The organism is Enterocloster bolteae (assembly GCF_002234575.2).
In the GTDB taxonomy this organism is placed as follows: Bacteria; Bacillota; Clostridia; order Lachnospirales; family Lachnospiraceae; genus Enterocloster; species Enterocloster bolteae.
This window is the reverse complement of record NZ_CP022464.2, coordinates 2437738-2456926: the sequence shown is the minus strand read 5'-3', so window position 1 is coordinate 2456926 and position 19189 is coordinate 2437738. Positions and strand designations below refer to the sequence as shown.

Genomic DNA, 19189 nt, shown 5'->3' with positions numbered 1-19189 from the left:
AACATCCTTTTATTTTAGGGACAATCCCGGCGTCCTGCCATTCCCGTCTCCACCTGAAAGCCATGGGACAGCTGTATCAGCTCCTCCCGGATCCCCTCCCTGTACGCTCCCTGGTAATGCAAAACCGGGAGGAATAAAAGTTCCTCCCGGTCATATGATGGCCTCCAGGCCCTCCCGGTGCTACGCCGCAAAACTACCGGTAAGCCCGGTACCAGAGTGTGTCCCTAGTCTTCTGTCACCACCGCATTCTGGTACTCATGCGCGCCAATCTGGCTCAGCATCAGTCCCTGGAGCTTTGATGTGGCTGCAATCACCTTTGTCTCGCTGTAAAGGCCGATAATTGGGGTGTCCGTAACCATATCATCGTAAAGCTGCTTCAAAAGAGCTTCCCTTTCCTCGCCCTCGCCGGTGGATGCATACTTTACATATGTCTCGTCAAATTCCGGATTATAGTACCGGGAGAAGTTGTTGACCGAAGTGGACAGCAGCATTCCGTTGAATACATAGTCCGCGTGTCCTGTATTAGTCTGCCAGAAATCCAGCATCAGGTCAAAGTCCTCGCCCGCCTCAATCAGTGAGAAGGAGGTGTTGTCATCCTGGGTCACAATGTTAAGGTTGATTCCCACCTCAGCCAGCTGACTCTGAAGCACCTGGGCAATCTCTGTGTTGGTCTGGTTGGAGTTTGTCCACAGTGTCAGCTGGATGCCGTCGCTGTAACCAGCCTGGGCCAGAAGGGATTTAGCCTTTTCCGGGTCATATCCGTTGGTCTCGTATTCCCTGTAATCCTGGGCGGACTGAGGGATAATGTTGTCGGATACCGTTCCAAATCCGTAGAGCAGGGAATCCACGATGGTCTGCTTGTTGATGGCGCACTCCACTGCCTTGCGTACATCCGGGTTGCCCACAGGGCCGTCGGAACTGCAGTTCAGCTCCATAAGTATGATTTTCATGGATGGGCTGGTGAGAATCTGAAGGTCCTTGTTCTCCTGGATACGGGAGATATCATTGTTCGGAACCTCATAAGCCACATCCACCTCGCCTGTCTCTAACATCATGGTGCGCTGGGATGCCTCCGGTACGATTTTCATGGTCAGAAGCTTTGTCTTGGCCGGACCGCCCCAGTAATCATCAAACCGCTCCAGGGTATAATAATCGCCCTCCACAGCTTCTTTTAATTTGTAAGGGCCTGTGCCGATTGGATTGGCTCCGAAGGCCGCCTCGTCATACTCCGCCGGTACCACGGAAGCCTGGGGCAGGGTCAGTATGCTTAAGAAAGCAGGGTTAGGAGCTTTCAGCTTAACCGTCACATGATAATCGTCATCAATGGTACATCCGTCATAGTTTCCTACAAACAGCGCCCCTCTCTGGTCGATAAGGTCCAGGGTAAACTTTACGTCCTCCGCGTTCATATCGGATCCGTCATGGAATTTCACGCCTTCCCTGAGGGTAAGCTTCAGGGTGGTGTCGTCCGCCCACTCATATTCCGTGGCCAGGCATGGCTGCATCTTCATATCGGAATCATAGGTAAACAGCGGGTCAAAGATGTTGTTGGAGATGGAATAGGCCCTCTCCTGCTGTCCGATGGTGGCATCCAGTGTGGTCAGGTCATTGCCCTGGCAGAATATGATTTCATCCTTGATCTTCACGTTCTGTCCGTCACTGCCGGCCACTGTTTCCTGTGGTTCTCCTGCGCCGCCCTTACTGCCGCCGCAGCCTGTCATCACCATACAGGCAATGAGACACATGGCAATTGCTTTTTTCATACATATATCCTCCTGAAATTATTCATTATATTCAACTCCCTGCCTGGTTTTCTTTGCAGAGAAGATGACACGATACAAAATGTCCCGGCGAAGCCTCAACCTCACGGATGGGACGGGTGCATTCCGGGGTTGCCTTTGGACACCGCTTTGCAAACCTGCATCCATCCCCCATATTGATGGGCGAGCTAAGCTCCCCGTTTAATATCTCCCGCTCCATCTTAATGGTCGGATCCGGGATGGGAATGGCTGACAGGAGCGCCTGGGTATAGGGATGCAGCGGATGTTCAAACAGTTCATCCGGCTTGGCCCTCTCCACCAGCTGTCCCAGATACATAACCACAATGTCGTCGGAAAGATGCTTTACCACCGAAAGGTCATGTGTGATGAACAGATATGTAAGCCCCATCTGCTCCTGAAGATCCTGCATCAGATTCAGTACCTGGGCCTGTATGGACACATCCAGGGCCGAGACCGGCTCGTCGCAGACAACAAATTCCGGATTCAGAGCCAGGGCTCTGGCAATACCGATTCTCTGCCTGCGCCCGCCGTCCAGCTCATGGGGATAGGAGTTGGCAAAACGGTATGCCAGACCTACCAGATCCATCATCTCCCTGACCTTTTTCTGAAGGCCTTCCCTGTCATTTTTCTTATAAATGCCCTGAAGCACCAGGGGTGCCTCTATGGCCTGGCTCACCGTCATACGCGGATTCAGGGAAGAATAGGGGTCCTGGAAAATAATCTGCATCTTGGACCGCAGTGCCTTTACCTGCTTCTTGTCGTACTTGACAATATCCTCCCCATTAAACCAGATTTCCCCGGATGTGGGCTCCTGAAGCCTCAGTATGGTGCGGCCCAGGGTGGACTTGCCGCAGCCAGACTCCCCTACCACGCCCAGTGTTCTGCCCTTTTCAATGGAAAAGGATATGTTGTCCACAGCCTGAAGGGGTCCTCGGTTTGTATCAAAATACTTCTTAAGATTTCTTACTTCTAACAGTCCCTTGTGTTCCATCACTCCCCAGCCCCCTTCCTCAACTCATTCTCTACCTTGAAACAGCGCACTCTGTGGCCGTTCCCGGCATCTATGAACCGCGGATGCTCTACGCGGCACCGCTCAAATGCATATTTGCACCGGTCTGCAAAGGGACACCCCGTCCTCTGCGCCATGGGATCCGGCATCAGGCCGTCAATGGGACTGAGCCTGTGTACATGCAGGTGTACCTGGGGAATGGCTCCCAGCAGTCCCTCGGTGTAGGGATGCAGGGTATGCTTATAGATATCCAGGACAGCACCGCTCTCCACTACCTCCCCCGCGTATATGATGGCCACCTTCTCACACATCTGGGCAACCACCCCTAAATCGTGGGTGATCAGCAGCGTGGCCGTATGGTATTTATCCTTAAGGCGCCTCATCATCTCCAGCACCTGGGCCTGGATGGTCACGTCCAGCGCCGTTGTGGGCTCGTCCGCAATGAGCACCTTTGGGTTGCAGGCCAGGGCTATGGCTATGACCACCCTCTGCTTCATGCCGCCTGAAAACTGGTGTGGGAAATCCCCTGCCCTCTCAGCCGGGATGCCCACTGTCTCTAACATCTCCATGGCCTTTTCTTCGGCTTCCTTCTTGGTGCATTTTTCGTGGACACGGATTACCTCCGCTATCTGCTCCCCTACCCTGACCACAGGATTCAGGGATGACATGGGATCCTGGAAAATCATGGATATCTGGTTGCCCCTGACCGCGCGTATCTCAGCGCCGCTGGCCTTTAAAAGGTCCCTGCCCTCAAATTCAATGACCCCGCCCTCGATCTTGCCGGGAGGATCGGGAATCAGGCGCATGATGCTCTTGGCCAGCGTGGTTTTTCCCGCCCCTGTCTCGCCTACGAGACCCAGGGTCTCACCATCGTCCAGCTCCAGGTCAACGTGGTTAAGGGCGTACACGGTCCCATCCTCTGTATGGTATTGTACCTGTAAATCTTTGATTTCTAATATATGACTCAACGTTTTGCTCCCCCTTATCGTTTCAGCTTTGGATCAAGGGCATCCCGCAGGCCGTCCCCAAACAGGTTAAAGGCTATGACAGCCAGGATTAAGAACAGTCCCGGAAACACGGATATATGCCATGCATCCCTCATATAAGTCCTTGCAGTGGTGAGGATTGCCCCCCACTCAGGCTGGGGCGGCTGTACGCCCAGTCCCAGATAGGACAGGCCCGCAACTGCCAGAATGGAATCACCGATTCCCAGGGATACCTGCACCAGAATCGGGGCAAGGGCATTGGGCAGTATGTACTGGAACAAAATGGTGCCGTCCGACGCGCCCACGGCCCGGGCCGCCTCCACAAATTCACTGTCCTTTACCGTAAGCACTGCTGCCCTGGCGATTCTGGCGTATTTTGCAATACCGGACACGGCCAGAGCCAGAAGCAGGTTAAAGGTGCTGGTTCCCAGGGCCGCCACAATGGCCATGGCCAACAGCATGTAGGGCACTGCCAGCAGCACATCCATGACGCGCATGATGGCGTTGTCGGTCTTGCCCCCGTAAAACGCGGCTATCATGCCGAAGGGGGCTCCCATGATCACGGACAGTGCAATGGCCACCACGCCGATGGCAAATGAAAGCTTGGTTCCCCACAGAATGCGCAGAAGAAGATCCCTGCCAAACTCGTCGCATCCAAAGGGATGGGCCAGGCTGGGCTTTGCCAGACGCAGCGAAAGGTCCTGCTTTAGGATATACTCGTTATAAAAAGAATAGTTTGTAATCTGGTCAACAGCCAGCGTGGTAAGAATCGTAACGATGAATAAGACAATGATGACCAGGCCCACCACGGCCAGCCGGTTGTGCTTGAACTGAATCACCGACTGCTTCCACAGGGAACGGACCTTTTCATCCTGTCCCAAATTGTTCTCTGTTTTCTTTAATGTGCTCATTTTTTCTTTGCCCTCTTCCATGATGATTGATATTCAGATTTAATCCTTGGATCCAAAAACGCATACAGAAGATCAACAATCAGGTTCACAATTGTAAACAGGATTGCCAGTGTCACCACGCTTCCCAGCACCGCAGGCGTATCCTTGTAGGAAATGGAATCCACCACAAAACGTCCTACACCGGGCCAGGAAAAAATAGATTCCGTCAGCACAGAGCCGCCTAACAGGGTTCCGAAGTTCAGTCCCACCACAGTTACAATGGGAATCAGGGCATTTTTTAACATATGCTTCCAGATAACCGCGTTTTCCGTAAGCCCCTTTGCCCTGGCCATGTCAATGTAATCCTGACGCACCACCTCCAGAACCGAGGAACGGGTGGTGCGGGCAATCAGAGCCGCATATCCGCATCCCAGGGTCAGGGTAGGCAGAATCAGGCTGATAAGATTGTCCGGGAATCCGTGCTGCATGCCGGAAGACGGCAGCCAGCCCAGGTTCAGTGAAAAAATGATGACAAGGATCAGCGCAAACCAGAAGGTGGGCACTGCCATCAAAAACAGGGTGATAAACATGGTAATATTGTCCAGGACGGAATACTGCTTGATTGCAGATATAATTCCCACCGGAATGCCGATGATAACGGAAAATACGATTCCCGAGGTAGCCAGCACCACGGTGTTGCCCAGACGTCCCATAATCAGGGAGAACACTGCCTGTCCGTTGCGGTAGGATGTGCCTAAATCCCCGTGGAGAAGCCCAAGTATGAACCGCCCGTAGCGCACCAGAAACGGGTCATTAAGCCCCATGGAATCCCTCAGGGAGGCCAGGGCTGCTTCTGTGGCATTGCTGCCCAGGATAATACGTGCCGGGTCGCCCGGTGCAAGGTCCATGATGGTAAACACCAGGAAGGTTGCTCCGATTAACACCGGAATGGCAAATATAATACGTTTGATAATATAACGTAACATGATACGTGTCCTTTCTCAGTGATTATTGTATCTGCTATTGTACCTGCCAGCGGTACAGCTGTAATTCAATGGCCTCACATACCTCATGGAGCTGGCCTGTCATCCTGTTTCTCTGGCGGATGAAATCCGTCTGCGACATCAGATACCGGTCCTCAGGCGTATTGTCCCTGTGCACTCCTAACAGGGAGGAAAACACTGCATAGGGCTGGTGCTCCACTGCATAGTCATGTCCGTAGGGGCTGGAATACGTATATTTCAAGCGCACCAGTTCTCCCGCTGTCCGGATGAGTATGCTGTCCGCATCCTGCTTTGGATATGCCCGGATGGCATCGGAGAGCTTCTCAACGGATTTTCGGGTCAGGGCAATGGATGCCAGTACCGGAGCCACATCGAAGTCCGGGTCCAGTTCCTCTGCAAAGGCCTCAAAATAGGACTGCATCTCCCCCATGAAACCATTCATATCAATAGGAAGGGGCTTTTCCATGGCGTAGCGCAGCACCAGCCTTGCCGCTATCTCACAGTCCCGGGCCAGCACATCGTCCCCGATCTTATCCAGGGTATCCTCCCTGGTATGCCACCAGTAAAAGGGACCGCCCACCCCAAAGGCCGCCGGCATGGCCGCTGGCCTTAAGATATCGCTGCTCTTTGGGGGCTGGGGCGTCTGTCCGTCATCCATATAAAACTGGGGAGCAATGGATACAGGGGTCATGGTTCCCCAGAAGGTCTGGTCGCTGGAACGGTCCAGAGCCCTGTACGCAAGGGGTTTGCGGCTGTTATAGGATGCAAGGAATTCATCGTTAAACGCCTCTCCCTCCATACCGCTCATATCGAAACGGACTGCATTGCTTCCCTTGCATCCGCAGATATCCATGTTGATGTGGGCCACGCAGTGCTTTCTCAGATACTCATAGTGATGGTCGCAGAACCAGGTGGAGCCGGAGTAACGCCCGTCCGAATGACCGGACCACCAGGCAATCACCACGGTGCGGTTCAGCCTGTCCTTAAACTTTTCCAGCGCCCTGGCTGTCTCCAGCATCAGCACGTTAGCTGCCCCGTTGTCCGTCATCCCCTCATACCAGGAATCGTAGTGGCCGCTCAGGAGCACAAAGCTCTCACTTTTGCCCGGAATGGTGGCCACCGGCATACTGGACCTTACGATGCGGTTGTCCATGGCCACATCCATCTGAGCTGTCACAGCCATACCTTTGGCTGCTTCTGTTCCCACGGCTGCAGTGCCCGCCTTAACCATCTCAATCAGCTTCAGGCCGTCCTGCCCCAATATCTGCACATAGGGCAGATAAGGGTACAAATCCCTGTCCCTGCTTCCCGGCATTCCCCATACACCGCCCATGGTGTCGTGGTGATGAATGTCCTTGGGCCATATGGCCACAATGCCCAGTGCTCCTGCCCTCGCCGCTTCATAATAGAAAGGAAAACTGATATCATAGGTGAGGACAATCTTTCCCTTAAATGTCCGGAACCGTTCCTCCTGTTCCATGCCGTTCAATTGGCCCTTGGCACACATCTCATCCCAGGCCAGTTCTCCTGTAAGCCCATGGGCTTCACCGCTGTATACAGCAGCTATTGCCTCCACGGTGAAATCAGGCTCTCCTGATTTCTTTACAGTAACAGAAGCCTGTACAGGCAGGCTTCTCATAAGCTCATAATAATGCCGTTCATGTTCAATCCCCGCTGCTTCCAGCTCCTGAACCAGATAATCCACGGCTGCTTCCCCGGCCTCTGAACCGGAGTAACGCTCCAATCTGCTGAAAACCTCAGCATCATCCTTCATCCTGTGAAGATTCAGTTCTTTCAGGATCTGCTCTTCCATCTCTGCCCAACTGTCCATATCCATTCCTTAACTTTCCATGATTATAAAATTTTTGTAAAAAACCATATTTTTTTATTATAAATAGGCCCTTTTACATAGTCAACCTATTTCGACAAATTTCCCCTTATTTTAGCATTTTCCATTGTGCAATTTCACCCCCACCTGTACGGAGGTTGCAGGCAGAAAGGAAAACAAAAAGGCCGGCCGCCATTGCTGGCAGCAAGCCCTTAATACCCCTTAATATAACTCCATTTCCTCAGCCTCTTCTTATCTGACTGCAATGTACAGATAACAATGTGCCTTTCCGTCCTTTGTATACTCAGCCGGAACCGTGCTCTCATAATCCTCTGTAAAGCACCTGTGTATGATTCCTGCCTTCTGCTGGCTCCACACTGTCTCCCACGCCTTCCGGGTACAGGCGCCCAAGTCGCCGTTTTCATCCCACGCATCATATTTCCGGTACTGCCCCATTTTCACCTTTTCATCCATTTGAGTAAAAAAGTCACTTGTGACAGCCATGACAGTCAGGTCGTAGCTGCCTGTCTCATCACCGTCATAACCGCTGTACCTGGATACAGGGGATATTCCTGCCCGGAACTGATGCCCGCTGTCAAAGAGAATGGGCAGACGGCCGTCCATAATATGGCGCCAAAGCTCCCCGATATGCTCCATTCCCTCCTCTGAGTTATCCGTACGTATCGTTACTTCCTTTAAACTGTATGCCATGGCACCCATTCCTTTCCAAGCTCCGCTGATAGTATTCTGCTGCGGATCTTCTGTCATGTTACCATACAAAACATGACATCAGTATGTCATATATCCTTCCTTTATTTCGGACATTCCCTAATGCCACATCCATTTTCCCGGCCTTGGCCAACTATGCGGCAGCTTTGCCGGAGGCGCTCCATCTTTTCCAGGCTGCCGTCGTATTAACGCACCTGTTCTTCGGAAATAGCCATAACAGGCCTGTGGCGGTAAATCCATCTCCGGCCGGACCTGTCCCATCCTGCCAGTGCATCTATTTAGCAATACCATACCCACGGCTTTCCAAAAGTCCCAGGGCCCGTTCAAAATCATCTGCTTTTGTCAAAACATAATCTGTATTATACGTGGATACCACGAAAATCCCAATCCTATTTTCAGCTAATACAGCTGATATTCCGGCCAGTATGCCAATCAGAGAAAAATCCAGTTCTCCCTGAATCCGAAAGGCCCTCCATCCATCTTCCCTTGCAGCAGTGTCCTGGGGCACGCTTTCAGTCCTGCACACCAGGGATATCTCCTCATCTGTCCTGCCCAGAAAATACAGATCGTCCTCTATCACGGCCTGTCCCAACTCCTTAAGCCTGCAGACCGAAAATGCTCCCTCTATCACCTTTATCTCCATGCTATTTCGTCTCCCTTTTCTCTTACATTCCACTGTTCTGGATTTTCCGGATCCTGTTCCCAGCTTATATACAAATCCCCCATGGGTCAGAGCTCCACCCTGAGCCCCTCATCCCATATATGAATGTTATAATCCTCTGCCTCAGCCAATTCCTTCACACGGTCCATAAAGGTTTTCCTGTGCAGCACTTTTACAGTAAAATCAATACCGATGCTCATATTTCCTCCTGGTTCTATGTACATTCAGCCGCTGTTATTAAGTCACCTCCGCAGACTAAATCTTATCCTTTTCAAATCTTATCCTCTCAGCCAGCCGTTCTAACGGCCTGACTGCCAGGTGGTCCGTCACCATGGAACATGCCAGAGATAAACAGAAGGTCACAACGGTAGAAACCATGGTTCCCAATATATAATGGCGGGCCGCCATATCCTTTAGAAGTACCGGATTTACATAGTAGCTCAGAATAAGGAAATGAATCAGATAGATGGAAAAGCTGTACCTGCTGACAAATATTCCCAGCTTTCCCGCCCATACAGGCACCTTCCCGCCATAATATTCAAACAGAAGAAATACTCCGGCGCAAATAAACACCATGGCCGGCGACTTATGGGGAGTTTGGGGAACCCACCATGAAAGGCCGATATCCGCAGCCACATCCATGGCCAGGCCAAAAACTGCCAGGACCGCAAATATGGGAAACTGTTCCTTCCTGCATAAGCGCTTAAGTCCGTATCCCAAAAGAAAATAGTAGACCCACCCTGTATACAGCACAAACTGGGCCCATGGCTTCACGTCCAGTCCAAGAATTTCTCCGGCCACCTCCACCACATGGATGCCCAGCATCAGAAGCAGGAACACCTTCATTTCCCGGTCCGTCATATTTTTTACCATCCTGGACAGAAAGGGCGCACAGATATAAAAAGACACAATGGCATACATAAACCACATATGGCCTGCCCTGGGAAGCCCGGCCGTCAGCACCTGTGCCAGATACCGGCCGGCATGCTTCCAGACAGGCAGAACCACTCCGTCCGCATGGACATTATAACAATAGTAAATAAGGCCATAGACCAGAAACGGAATTCCCACCGTAATAAAACGCTTTCTGTAAAACTCCCCGATGCGCTCTGTTCCATGTTCCAGCAAAAACATACCGCTGAGCATAAAGTAAATTCCCACAAACGACAGCAGGAAGGGCGTCATAATGCTGTTAAACCACCATTGGCGGGCGCTGACTGTTTCCACGGGCATGGCATGCACCATGATGATTGCCATGACCGAGACAGCCCGCAGACAGTCATATCTGGGGTCCCTTGCTTTTGAATTGCCGTTCCTTGGATTCTTTCTGTTCTTTTCTGTCTGTCTCATACAAAAAACCTTTCTCCGCCGCAACACTCAGAATTTAATGTGCAGCCTGTCCGTCCAGGCAAAGCTCCATACCCACCCCCACTTCCTTCACGTTCAAGGCCTCCATCATTCTGGCTTTTGCCCTCAGTGATACACAGTGGCAGGGATAAATTTGTTCCGCACCGCAGCATTTCAGATAGTCAATTGTGCGCACCAGCCGTTCATCTGCCTCAAAGAGATGGAATCCCCCTATGATGCCGAGAACCCGCTGCTGTCCGCATACCGCTTGGGCGTATTGTACTATATTGCATATACCGCTGTGGGAACATCCTGTTATAATAAAAATGCCTTCCTCCCCCCGGTAAACCAGGGCGGAATCATCCCTTACATAGTCATCCTGCCATTTTCCTCTTATCCTAGTCCTGCCAATGGCTTTTCTCGTTTCAAAGTCCACTGCATCCGGTATCTCTCCCAGAAATACCAGCCGCTCCGAGATGTTACACGGCCCGCCACACGGCCTGTATCTGCAAATACCAGCCATGTCCGCAGCAGAATAGGGCGCACCGATGGATTCCTCACCAAACACCTTTTCATCAAAGCAGGACGGATGGGCAATGACCTCCATCCCCGACAGCTCCAGACGCTCCTTCATGAATTTAAGTCCCCTTGTGTGGTCATTATGGCCATGGGAGAACACCATGTGCGTAACCAGGCCAAGGTCGATTCCAAGAGCCTCTGCATTTTTAAGGAATACATCCGAATACCCGGCATCAAACAGCAGTCTGATACCGTCACATTCAATATAATAGCTGACCGCGGGTTCCCCCAGATAATACCTGTCTATGTACGTGTTGTTATCAACCAATACCCTTAATTTCATTCCGTCCGTACCTGCCTTCTTCAAAAAGTCTGATATCCTATTCTACCATAAACCCGCTTAATCGTCCATGTTTCCCTTTTAATCCTTATTTCCCTTTGCGTCCCCGTTTGCGTTCTGAGCCATAATGTCATTTTCATGCCATCTCACTCCTTGCAGCTCACACCTGATTTATCTGATTTCTCCTCCGGATATCCTGCCTGTCACGCTCTGACAGAAACCTTTCAACCAGAAAGGAAATCACGAATACCACTGCCAGATTGAGAACAAACCGGCAGGCCGCAAACCGGATACCCAGTGATGATATCTCAAAAAGCAGCAGCGGAATTCGGATACTCACACTGGAGCACAGGAAAATCAGTACATTGGAAATGCGCCCTCCCTTTTTTAACAGCAGGCCGGCGATGGGAAGCAGCGCATATACAGGCACTGCTGTCAGCATTCCCAGCAAAAGCGATATCCCCATCCCGGAGAGACCGGATCTGTCTCCCATCATTTTTATCATTTTGTCGCTTTCAATCCATACATCCATCAGACCCACACAGAGGAATACAGGAACCAGATTCCATATAAACTGCCCCAGACCCGTGCAGGCGCAGGCTCCTATCTCCCCGGACCTTTCCGGAATAAAAATAAATACCGCCAGATACGCCGCCGCTGCTGCCTTCCAGGGTCCCATCATCTCTGCTTTTATCACCTTATGCTTCATAATAACACCTCCAGCAGAGAGGATGTGGCAAATGCCAACAGAAAAAATAACAGATTTCTCAATACTGCTGCTTTGACTCCCATATATTTCACTTCCAGGGGAATGGTGACAATTCCTACCGTTGTCAATGTGGAAATAAAGACCGCCATCTGCGCTGTCCCGGCCCCATTTTTAAGAAGCTCCGAAACCACCGGGAATACAGCCAGAACCGGTACAAGAGCTGCCGCCCCGGTGACTGCGGCCAGGAGCATTCCCCTTATTCCCGACTCTGTCCCCATAAGAGTTTGAACCGTCTTGGGCGGCAGAATAAAAAAAGCGGTTCCTGTGACCAGCAAAATGATCAGAAAATAGGGCAATACCCCCAGCATCATGAATAGAGCCTTTCTGACCGCACGATTTGTCTTTTCTCTGTCCTTTCGGAAAGATAAGGACAACAGGATTGCGGAAAGGCCGTAAAAAAATAGGGTAAAACCAGTGTTCATCCCTGACTCCTCCTTTATCTGTGTTTTTTAATTGCATGTACACGTCAATTATAATACAATACAGTCAGGAGGTAAGTTGCGCAGGCAACCAAATCACAATGAACGAAAACATTCAGGATATCATGCAGGCCAAACTGTTCTCCGGCCTGTCGCAAAAAGATGTATGCCGCCTCCTGGCCTGTCTTAAGGCGCAGTCGGTGAATTATGCCGGGGAGACGGTTGTGGTTGAAGAGGGCTGCCCGGTCAAAAAATTCGGGATTCTCCTGGCAGGAAGAGGAAAATCATACAAAACAGATTCCCAGGGCCATACCCTTACAGTCACACTTTTAAAAGAGGGAAGTGAAATCGGTGTCATACTGGCCGCCAGTCCCGGCCGCAAGAGTCCGGTATCCGTAACCGTGGAACAGGGCAGCTCGGTCCTGTTCATCTCCTATAACCGGCTTATAAACAATTGTACCAGAAACTGCCCCTGCCACAGACAGCTTCTCAAAAACTTCATGTGGATTGTGGCAGAAAAAGGGCTGGTGCTTCATGAGCGGCTGGACTGCCTGCTCCGCCCAACTGCCCGTGATAAGATTCTGACCTATCTGAAGAATTTTTCCGGTTTGGAAAACGGCCTTCCCTTTACCATTCCTCTGGACAGAAACGCCATGGCTGAGTATCTGAACATGGATCGCAGCGCCCTATCCAGGGAGCTGTCCGGCATGAAAAAAGACGGAATCATAGATTATTACAAATCCACGTTCCGCCTGTTTCACTGACAAATATTCAATTGATAGGACAGCATGGGCTGCCGGAATAGGACCGGTATCAGGACACTATATCCATTCCGGTCATGTACAGAGGAATCACATTGATAACCGGCTCCTCATAGGGATGGACCTTCTTTATGGCGGCCAGGGTTTCCTCTAACCGCTCCGTCCTGCAGGTCACCTCTGCCTTCAGTTCCGGCTCCATGCTGATAGTGCCGCATTTACCGATAAACGGGCTGCTGCCTTCCAGCGGCCTCCAGCAGCCTGTCACCGGACTGTATGACATACAGCTGTCATATTTTCCTATATGCCCTGCGTCCACTTCCTGCAATGCCTTCTGCAGCGCCTTTAAATGGGTTTCCGGTATGAATATCTCCAATTTGCAATACGTAAATGGCTCCATGAGCTCCCGCCTTTCTCTGCCCGAAATTTCAGGTTTCACTCGTCAAAATCCTCCGTCCGGATTCAGCTCCCGGGGCTCTCCTTTCCGGAGTGCCTGCCAGACAGTTTCTGCCCGGAAATAAATCGTGTTTCTCTCCCGCTATACGTAAGCGTAAGCCTGTGCATGGCCCGTGTACAGGCAATATATAACAGACTGCGGTCAAAATCAGAGGCATACGTTCTTGAGTCAGCCTGGGGAATCAAAACCTCATCAAACTCCAGGCCTTTCGACATGCGGACCGATGTAATGGATATCCCGTTCTGGAAGCTGGCACTGTCCCGGGTAATCAAGTTTATACCCCTTTCTTTTGCTCCGCTTTCTCCTATTTTGCCCCTTTTCCCTTCATTTCCCTCTCTTTCATTTCCCTCTCTTTCACTTCCCTCTCTTTCACTTCCCTCCCATTTACTTCCTTCCCTTTTACTCCCTTCCTTTTCGCAGCCTTCCGATCCATTTCCTTTTGCCCCATCGTATCCTGCCAGCACCTCATACATATCCCTTGCCGCCGCATCCGTCTTTAAGATAATCCCCAGCGACACATTCCCTCCTGCCCTGAAACGGCGGATTACTTCTCTTATCTTCCTGATCTCATCCGCTGCGTCCAGGCACGGAACCAATTCCGGAGGTTCCCCATGGCGCTCCATCGGTTCCAGGGCAGATACATGGTTAATTTTCTTTGCAAAACACATAATTTCGTAGGTAGAACGGTAACTCTTATTCAATTCCACAAAACGGGCCTTGTCATAGATTGTCCGCAAATCCTCCAGGCAGTGCAGATGGTTAGGATTAATATACTGTCCGTAATCCCCCAAAATGGTTTTCTGGCATGGAAACATACGGTTTAAGGCGGCGTACTGGATAGGCGTGTAATCCTGCATCTCGTCAATCACAAGGTGCCTGGTGATATGGCTTTCCTTTAATCCCCGGAAGGCGGCATGAAGATATAAAAACGGGTACACATCCGCCCACTCCAATGTCCTCCTGGCAGCCATGACAAATTGTTCCGCAATTCCCATCCGCTTATAGAAATCCTTATAGACAGCCAGCGTATCCTTCATGGCAAGCATGGAATTCAGCTGTTTCAGTATCACCCGGGGCCGGGGCACCTCCTGTTCCATTATATTATCCGTCTCAAAGCGGTCATGGATATCATCTGCAACCATTGCCAGCCGCTTCTTTACCGGACAGGTCCCATAAGCTAAGAACCGATCCCTGATCCATTCACCAGTTACCCTAAACCCTTCGTACACATAATCGGTTGGAACAAAAATAAACTCCGGCATCTGCTCTATGTACTGGTCCATCATATAAACAAAGTCCAGTGTGGACTTAAACCGCACCCTCTCCTCCCAAGCCCTGTCCTGCATCTCAAAAGGATCCCTGTCCGGTTCAAAACCAATGACTCCCTCCAGCTGGATATCAGCAAGTTCCCCAAAGCTCATCTCATAAATGGGTTCTTCTCCCAGCTCAGGAATCACACCGGAGATATAATCTCCGAATACCTTGTTGGGCGAGAGAATCGTAACGTTCCTGGCGCTCAGCCTGTCCTTAAAACGGTACAGCAAAAATGCAATACGGTGAAGGGCAATGGAGGTCTTGCCGGATCCGGCCACCCCCTGGATAATCAATGTTCCCTCTTTCTCATTTCTGATAATCTGGTTCTGCTCTTTCTGAATGGTGGAAATAATGGACTTCATTTTTTCATCGGAAGTATGGCTCAGCTCTCTCTGCAAAACATCATCCTGTACATTGGCAGAGCTTTCAAGCGCGTATTCCATGATCCCGTTCCTGATTTTAAACTGGCGTTTTCTGGTAAGCTCTCCCGCTGTCCACCCGGCCGGCGCCAAAAATCCGGCCTCTCCAACCTCGCAGTCATAAAACATGCTGGATATGGGGGCGCGCCAGTCAAAAATCAACGGTTCATTTTCATATTGAAAGGCAAATCTCCCGATATAGTACGTCTGTCCTTCCTCCTCCTCTTCCTCCTTAAAATCAATTCTGGCAAAATAGGGGGAATCCTTTAATTTCACAATCCGATCCCGCATCTCCACAGCAAAGGCGCCTGTCCTGTCTGTCTGCTTTAACAGAAGTTCATTCTGGAACATCTCATGGGGGTCTATTTCTCCCCTGTGGTCCGCCATGTATTTCTTGGTATCCGTATATTCCCTGTCCGCCCTACTGACAGATGCCTCTGCCCTTTGCAGGGCTTTTGAGAGCCTGGCACTTACCTGTTCCAGATGGACTAATTCATCGGGAAACGGAATGGCTGGATAATCACTCATGCTCCCGTTCCTCCTGCTGTAAGATAAAACGCTGGGTGGGGTAGCCGTATTCTACCAGCAGCTCTGCCTCTGCAAAGCCCAGCCCCTTTATTTCCTTCCGATATCCGGTATCTGCCTTATCGCCTTCCCGGTAGGTTGTAATGCTGATCTCCTTACCCTTAAGCAGCTCCTTCATAACCTTGTCCAGCATGGCCTTCGGAACCCCATTTTTCCTGTAAAGCGGATGGCTTCCCATGAAATCAATGCTGCCGTTTTCATAGGAAAACAGCATGATGCCGATGGCAGAGCCTCTGTCCTTCATGATAAGTGCCTGCCCTGTGCTGATTTTCTGTCTTAAGACCCGGATATACTCCTCCTCATTCAGATGGGGAAAGCCGTCAATCACAAGCCTCACCAGTTCCATCCAGCTGGGAATATCCTCATCCGACGCAAACGAAATCTCCCATAAAGCCTTTTCTTTTCTGTCAAGCATTTCATAACTCCCTTCAAAATTGAATTTGAGCTGTAAGGGATAAAACCGTTCATTTTCCCTGTACATATTGGGAGGCATCTTATACATGGCTGTAAAAGCATTGGTAAATGCCTGCTGGCTCTGGTAGCCGGATAAAAATGCAATCTGCACAATGGGTTTGCCGGAAAAAACAAGCAGCTTGGCCGCCTCTGTCAGCTGCCTGCGCTGAATGTAATCATGAATGGTTAGACCCACTGTATCGGAAAACACGCGGTGAAGATGATATTTGGAATAATGGACTGCGCCGGAAATCATGTCCAAATCCATTTTTTTCGTCAGATTGGCTTCAATAAAATTAATTGCCAGGATTACCTCATCCATACTGCTCATTACACAATTGCCTCCTTGCCGACGGCACCTTTGGACCGTGTCCCGGTTCCCCAAGCGCCGTGTATTCCACAATAGTATAATCAAAACAAATGGGGTTGTCTTAAGAAATCTTGCGCATTTTCCGGTGAATCATACGCGGCAGCTGTTCCCAGACGAATTGCGGCATTCTATCTTATGGAGCCATACAACATTCTTCTTTGTAACACAAAAATCCGTAATCACAAATTCTACGGTCTGTAATTTTACCGTTCCCAATTCCACATCCCGCAGCCGTGAAACAGCCCTGTGAAGAGATGCCAAAACATGGGGAGCTGCGTCAACAATCCGTATTATATTCATATGAACAGGGGATTTATCTTCATATAATATAGGGAATTCACCGGAATTTACCAATTCTTCACCCAGTGATACTCTGAGCTCTTCCCAGTTCCTATTCTGAGGAAATCCCTGAATAAAAATTTGGTTTCCCACAATTCCGATGCCTCTCAGAATAATTTCCGCCGGCTCTTTCTTTTCTATTTCCTTTATACAGATATGTTTGATCTTATTAATCTGAGCATGTTCAAATACATTTGTATTTTTTCTTTGCGTACATCCAAGCAAAGATACATGAAGCGACTCATCCGGATAAATAAATTGAGTGTCAGCCGCTTCAAAGAGTTCTGATAATGCATTTCTGATACCACAGACTACTTCAGCACCATGTGGCTGCTGAATCAGCCGGGCAATGGCAGATATACAGTAATCTACGGGATAGATTTCTCCATCTTTAACTGCAGAAGGGATGATATTAGCCCTGAGCAGTTTATCACCTTCGATTTTCCACAATCTCTCAAAACGCGTGAGTGCCTGATTATCAAGTTTTTCCATGTATACCACCTATGCTTTCGTTTTTTTCTGTCTCCTGACCCTGTTGTGCTATCCATATTGCATATCCCGGCATGCCGTTCACCGCATTCATTTTATATGCAGTCTATCCTTTCCGGAGAATCTTGTCAAGAGCACTGGCACAACCTAACTTTTATCTCTGCCGGAACATGAACAGGGCAGGATTCTAACGAATCCCGCCCTAAGCATTGGCACAGCGCCCATTTTCAATCAGCTATTTGTATAATATGAATATAAACTTATTTGTCCCGATCCCCAAGTATCTTTGTAACCACCCCAGTCAAAGCAAACAGGGCAATGGCATTGGGAATAACCATCAACTGGTTAAACATATCAGAACATGCCCATACCAAATCACTTTCCCCAATTGTTCCAAGGAAGATAAATACTAAAGCAACCAGCATAAATGGTCTTTGTGCTTTCTTCCCAAATAAATAAGTTACATTAATTTTAGCAAATAAATTCCAGCCAAGAATTGTGGAGAATGCAAAGAAGAATAAACAAATGGCTACAAAAACAGCGCCGGCCTTGTCGCCGTATACAACACCAAAAGCTACTTGTGCAAGGTTTGTATTCTTTAATGTATTTGCTGCTTCTCCTACATAGCCGTTTGCCAGAGGGCCGTTTCCCGCATAAAGTGTTGAAATAATAACCAATGCATTCAGTGTAAGAACGATAAAGGTGTCAATGAATACGCCGACCATTGCAACACAGCCCTGCTCATGAGGATTTTTCACTAATGCAAGCGCATGTGCATGAGGCGTGGAACCCATACCAGCTTCATTGGAGAACAGGCCTCTTTTTGCTCCCTGGCTCACAGCCGTCTTAATAGCTATACCAAATCCGCCTCCGATAATTGCCTGGGGCTGGAATGCATATTTGAAAATCAGACCAAAGGTTTCCGGAATATACTGAAGCCTCATTGCGAGTACTCCCAAGCCGCCGATCAGAAAAAATGCTGCCATAACAGGAACTAATTTTTCAGTAACGGAAGCAAGACGATCTACACCTCCCATGAAGATAAATCCACAAATAATAACAAGGAAGATACCTACAATCCAGGACGGAATCCCGAATGCCATCTGAATTGTGGAGCCAATTGAGTTGGACTGTACCATGCATCCGAAGAATCCAAGAGCAAGAATAATTGCGATTGAGAAAAAGCCTGCCAGGAATGTTCCAAATTTGCCTTTAAAGGCTGTCTGGATATAATACACCGGACCACCCTGAATATTGCCCTCTGCATCTGTAACACGTGTCTTCTGCGCCAGTGTTGCTTCTGCATAAATGGTAGCCATGCCTAGAAATGCAATTATCCACATCCAGAAAATAGCTCCTGGCCCGCCCACAAGAATCGCTCCGGCTGAACCCACAATATTCCCTGTGCCAACCTGTGCCGCGATTGCTGTTGCAACCGCCTGGAATGAACTCATTCCGCCTCCCTGTGAACCGCCTCGCAGTGAAAAACCGCCAAACAGCTGTTTTAAACCTTTCCAAAGGTACCTCTGAACACACTTTGTTTTGACTGTATACCAAAGGCCTACAGCCACCAAAAGAAATACAAGTATGTAATCAGAAAGATATGAATTAATTGTGTTAACTATCTGCAGCATATAATGTCTCCTCCTAAATATAAAGTGTAGGGTTTTAGTCCCCAACAGCCCGTCAACCTATTATTTGCAGCCATTCGTTTTATATAGGC

At 49.6% G+C, this 19189-nt stretch carries 19 protein-coding genes; 1 reads left to right on the top strand and 18 read right to left on the bottom strand.

What is annotated here, in order from left to right; translation table 11 throughout:
- Window positions 1-224 precede the first annotated feature (224 nt).
- The 13 genes from CGC65_RS11555 to CGC65_RS11500 all read right to left on the bottom strand — a co-directional run bounded on the left by CGC65_RS11555 (window position 225) and on the right by CGC65_RS11500 (window position 12285).
- Window positions 225-1763: an ABC transporter substrate-binding protein gene (locus CGC65_RS11555; protein WP_002567028.1), complete on the bottom strand. Its 1539-nt coding sequence runs from the start codon at window positions 1761-1763 to the stop codon at window positions 225-227.
- Window positions 1764-1794: 31 nt separating this feature from the next.
- Complete coding sequence (locus CGC65_RS11550) at window positions 1795-2772, bottom strand: ABC transporter ATP-binding protein (protein WP_002567027.1); 978 nt, start codon at window positions 2770-2772, stop codon at window positions 1795-1797.
- Window positions 2772-3758: an ABC transporter ATP-binding protein gene (locus CGC65_RS11545; RefSeq protein ID WP_002567026.1), complete on the bottom strand. Its 987-nt coding sequence runs from the start codon at window positions 3756-3758 to the stop codon at window positions 2772-2774. The genes CGC65_RS11550 and CGC65_RS11545 overlap by 1 nt, the downstream gene beginning before the upstream one ends.
- A 14-nt stretch (window positions 3759-3772) precedes the next feature.
- Entirely contained in the window at window positions 3773-4687 is a 915-nt protein-coding gene (locus CGC65_RS11540; protein ID WP_002567025.1) for an ABC transporter permease, read from the bottom strand.
- On the bottom strand, window positions 4684-5652 hold the full coding sequence (locus tag CGC65_RS11535; RefSeq protein WP_002567024.1) for an ABC transporter permease: 969 nt from the start codon (window positions 5650-5652) through the stop codon (window positions 4684-4686). The genes CGC65_RS11540 and CGC65_RS11535 overlap by 4 nt, the downstream gene beginning before the upstream one ends.
- 34 nt (window positions 5653-5686) lie before the next feature.
- Window positions 5687-7507, bottom strand: a complete 1821-nt coding sequence (locus CGC65_RS11530; RefSeq protein ID WP_007035933.1) for a M28 family peptidase — start codon at window positions 7505-7507, stop codon at window positions 5687-5689.
- 243 nt (window positions 7508-7750) lie between these two features.
- A complete protein-coding gene (locus CGC65_RS11525; RefSeq protein WP_002567022.1) occupies window positions 7751-8209 on the bottom strand; it encodes a hypothetical protein in 459 nt (152 codons plus the stop codon).
- A gap of 292 nt (window positions 8210-8501) precedes the next feature.
- Window positions 8502-8870 carry an ACT domain-containing protein gene (locus CGC65_RS11520; protein WP_002567021.1) on the bottom strand — a complete coding sequence of 123 codons (369 nt, stop codon included), beginning with the start codon at window positions 8868-8870 and terminating at the stop codon, window positions 8502-8504.
- 86 nt (window positions 8871-8956) lie between these two features.
- Complete coding sequence (locus CGC65_RS32070) at window positions 8957-9088, bottom strand: hypothetical protein (protein WP_002567020.1); 132 nt, start codon at window positions 9086-9088, stop codon at window positions 8957-8959.
- A 55-nt stretch (window positions 9089-9143) separates the two neighbouring features.
- Window positions 9144-10238 (bottom strand): acyltransferase, encoded by a 1095-nt coding sequence (locus CGC65_RS11515; protein ID WP_002567019.1) that lies wholly within the window; start codon window positions 10236-10238, stop codon window positions 9144-9146.
- 34 nt (window positions 10239-10272) lie between these two features.
- A complete protein-coding gene (locus CGC65_RS11510) occupies window positions 10273-11097 on the bottom strand; it encodes an MBL fold metallo-hydrolase (RefSeq protein ID WP_038282026.1) in 825 nt (274 codons plus the stop codon).
- A 157-nt stretch (window positions 11098-11254) separates the two neighbouring features.
- Window positions 11255-11803, bottom strand: coding sequence for a permease (locus CGC65_RS11505; protein WP_002567017.1), 549 nt, complete (start codon window positions 11801-11803; stop codon window positions 11255-11257).
- The gene (locus CGC65_RS11500; RefSeq protein WP_002567016.1) at window positions 11800-12285 is read right to left on the bottom strand and encodes a hypothetical protein; all 486 of its coding nucleotides are present in this window, start codon (window positions 12283-12285) and stop codon (window positions 11800-11802) included. Before CGC65_RS11500 ends, CGC65_RS11505 begins: the two co-directional genes overlap by 4 nt.
- Before the next feature lie 98 nt (window positions 12286-12383).
- Here CGC65_RS11500 and CGC65_RS11495 point away from each other — a divergent pair, with 98 nt between their 5' ends.
- Window positions 12384-13046 carry a Crp/Fnr family transcriptional regulator gene (locus CGC65_RS11495; RefSeq protein WP_235622157.1) on the top strand — a complete coding sequence of 221 codons (663 nt, stop codon included), beginning with the start codon at window positions 12384-12386 and terminating at the stop codon, window positions 13044-13046.
- 49 nt (window positions 13047-13095) lie between these two features.
- Here CGC65_RS11495 and CGC65_RS11490 read toward each other — a convergent pair whose 3' ends face one another.
- The 5 genes from CGC65_RS11490 to CGC65_RS11470 form a co-directional block, all read right to left on the bottom strand.
- Window positions 13096-13440, bottom strand: coding sequence for a YqfO family protein (locus tag CGC65_RS11490; protein ID WP_002567014.1), 345 nt, complete (start codon window positions 13438-13440; stop codon window positions 13096-13098).
- A 62-nt stretch (window positions 13441-13502) separates the two neighbouring features.
- Window positions 13503-15758 carry a HelD family protein gene (locus tag CGC65_RS11485; protein ID WP_002567013.1) on the bottom strand — a complete coding sequence of 752 codons (2256 nt, stop codon included), beginning with the start codon at window positions 15756-15758 and terminating at the stop codon, window positions 13503-13505.
- Window positions 15751-16599, bottom strand: a complete 849-nt coding sequence (locus CGC65_RS11480) for a helix-turn-helix domain-containing protein (protein WP_002567012.1) — start codon at window positions 16597-16599, stop codon at window positions 15751-15753. Before CGC65_RS11480 ends, CGC65_RS11485 begins: the two co-directional genes overlap by 8 nt.
- Window positions 16600-16728: 129 nt before the next feature.
- The gene (locus CGC65_RS11475) at window positions 16729-17469 is read right to left on the bottom strand and encodes a hypothetical protein (protein WP_002567011.1); all 741 of its coding nucleotides are present in this window, start codon (window positions 17467-17469) and stop codon (window positions 16729-16731) included.
- 257 nt (window positions 17470-17726) lie between these two features.
- The gene (locus CGC65_RS11470) at window positions 17727-19100 is read right to left on the bottom strand and encodes an alanine/glycine:cation symporter family protein (RefSeq protein WP_002567010.1); all 1374 of its coding nucleotides are present in this window, start codon (window positions 19098-19100) and stop codon (window positions 17727-17729) included.
- Window positions 19101-19189: the final 89 nt, after the last annotated feature.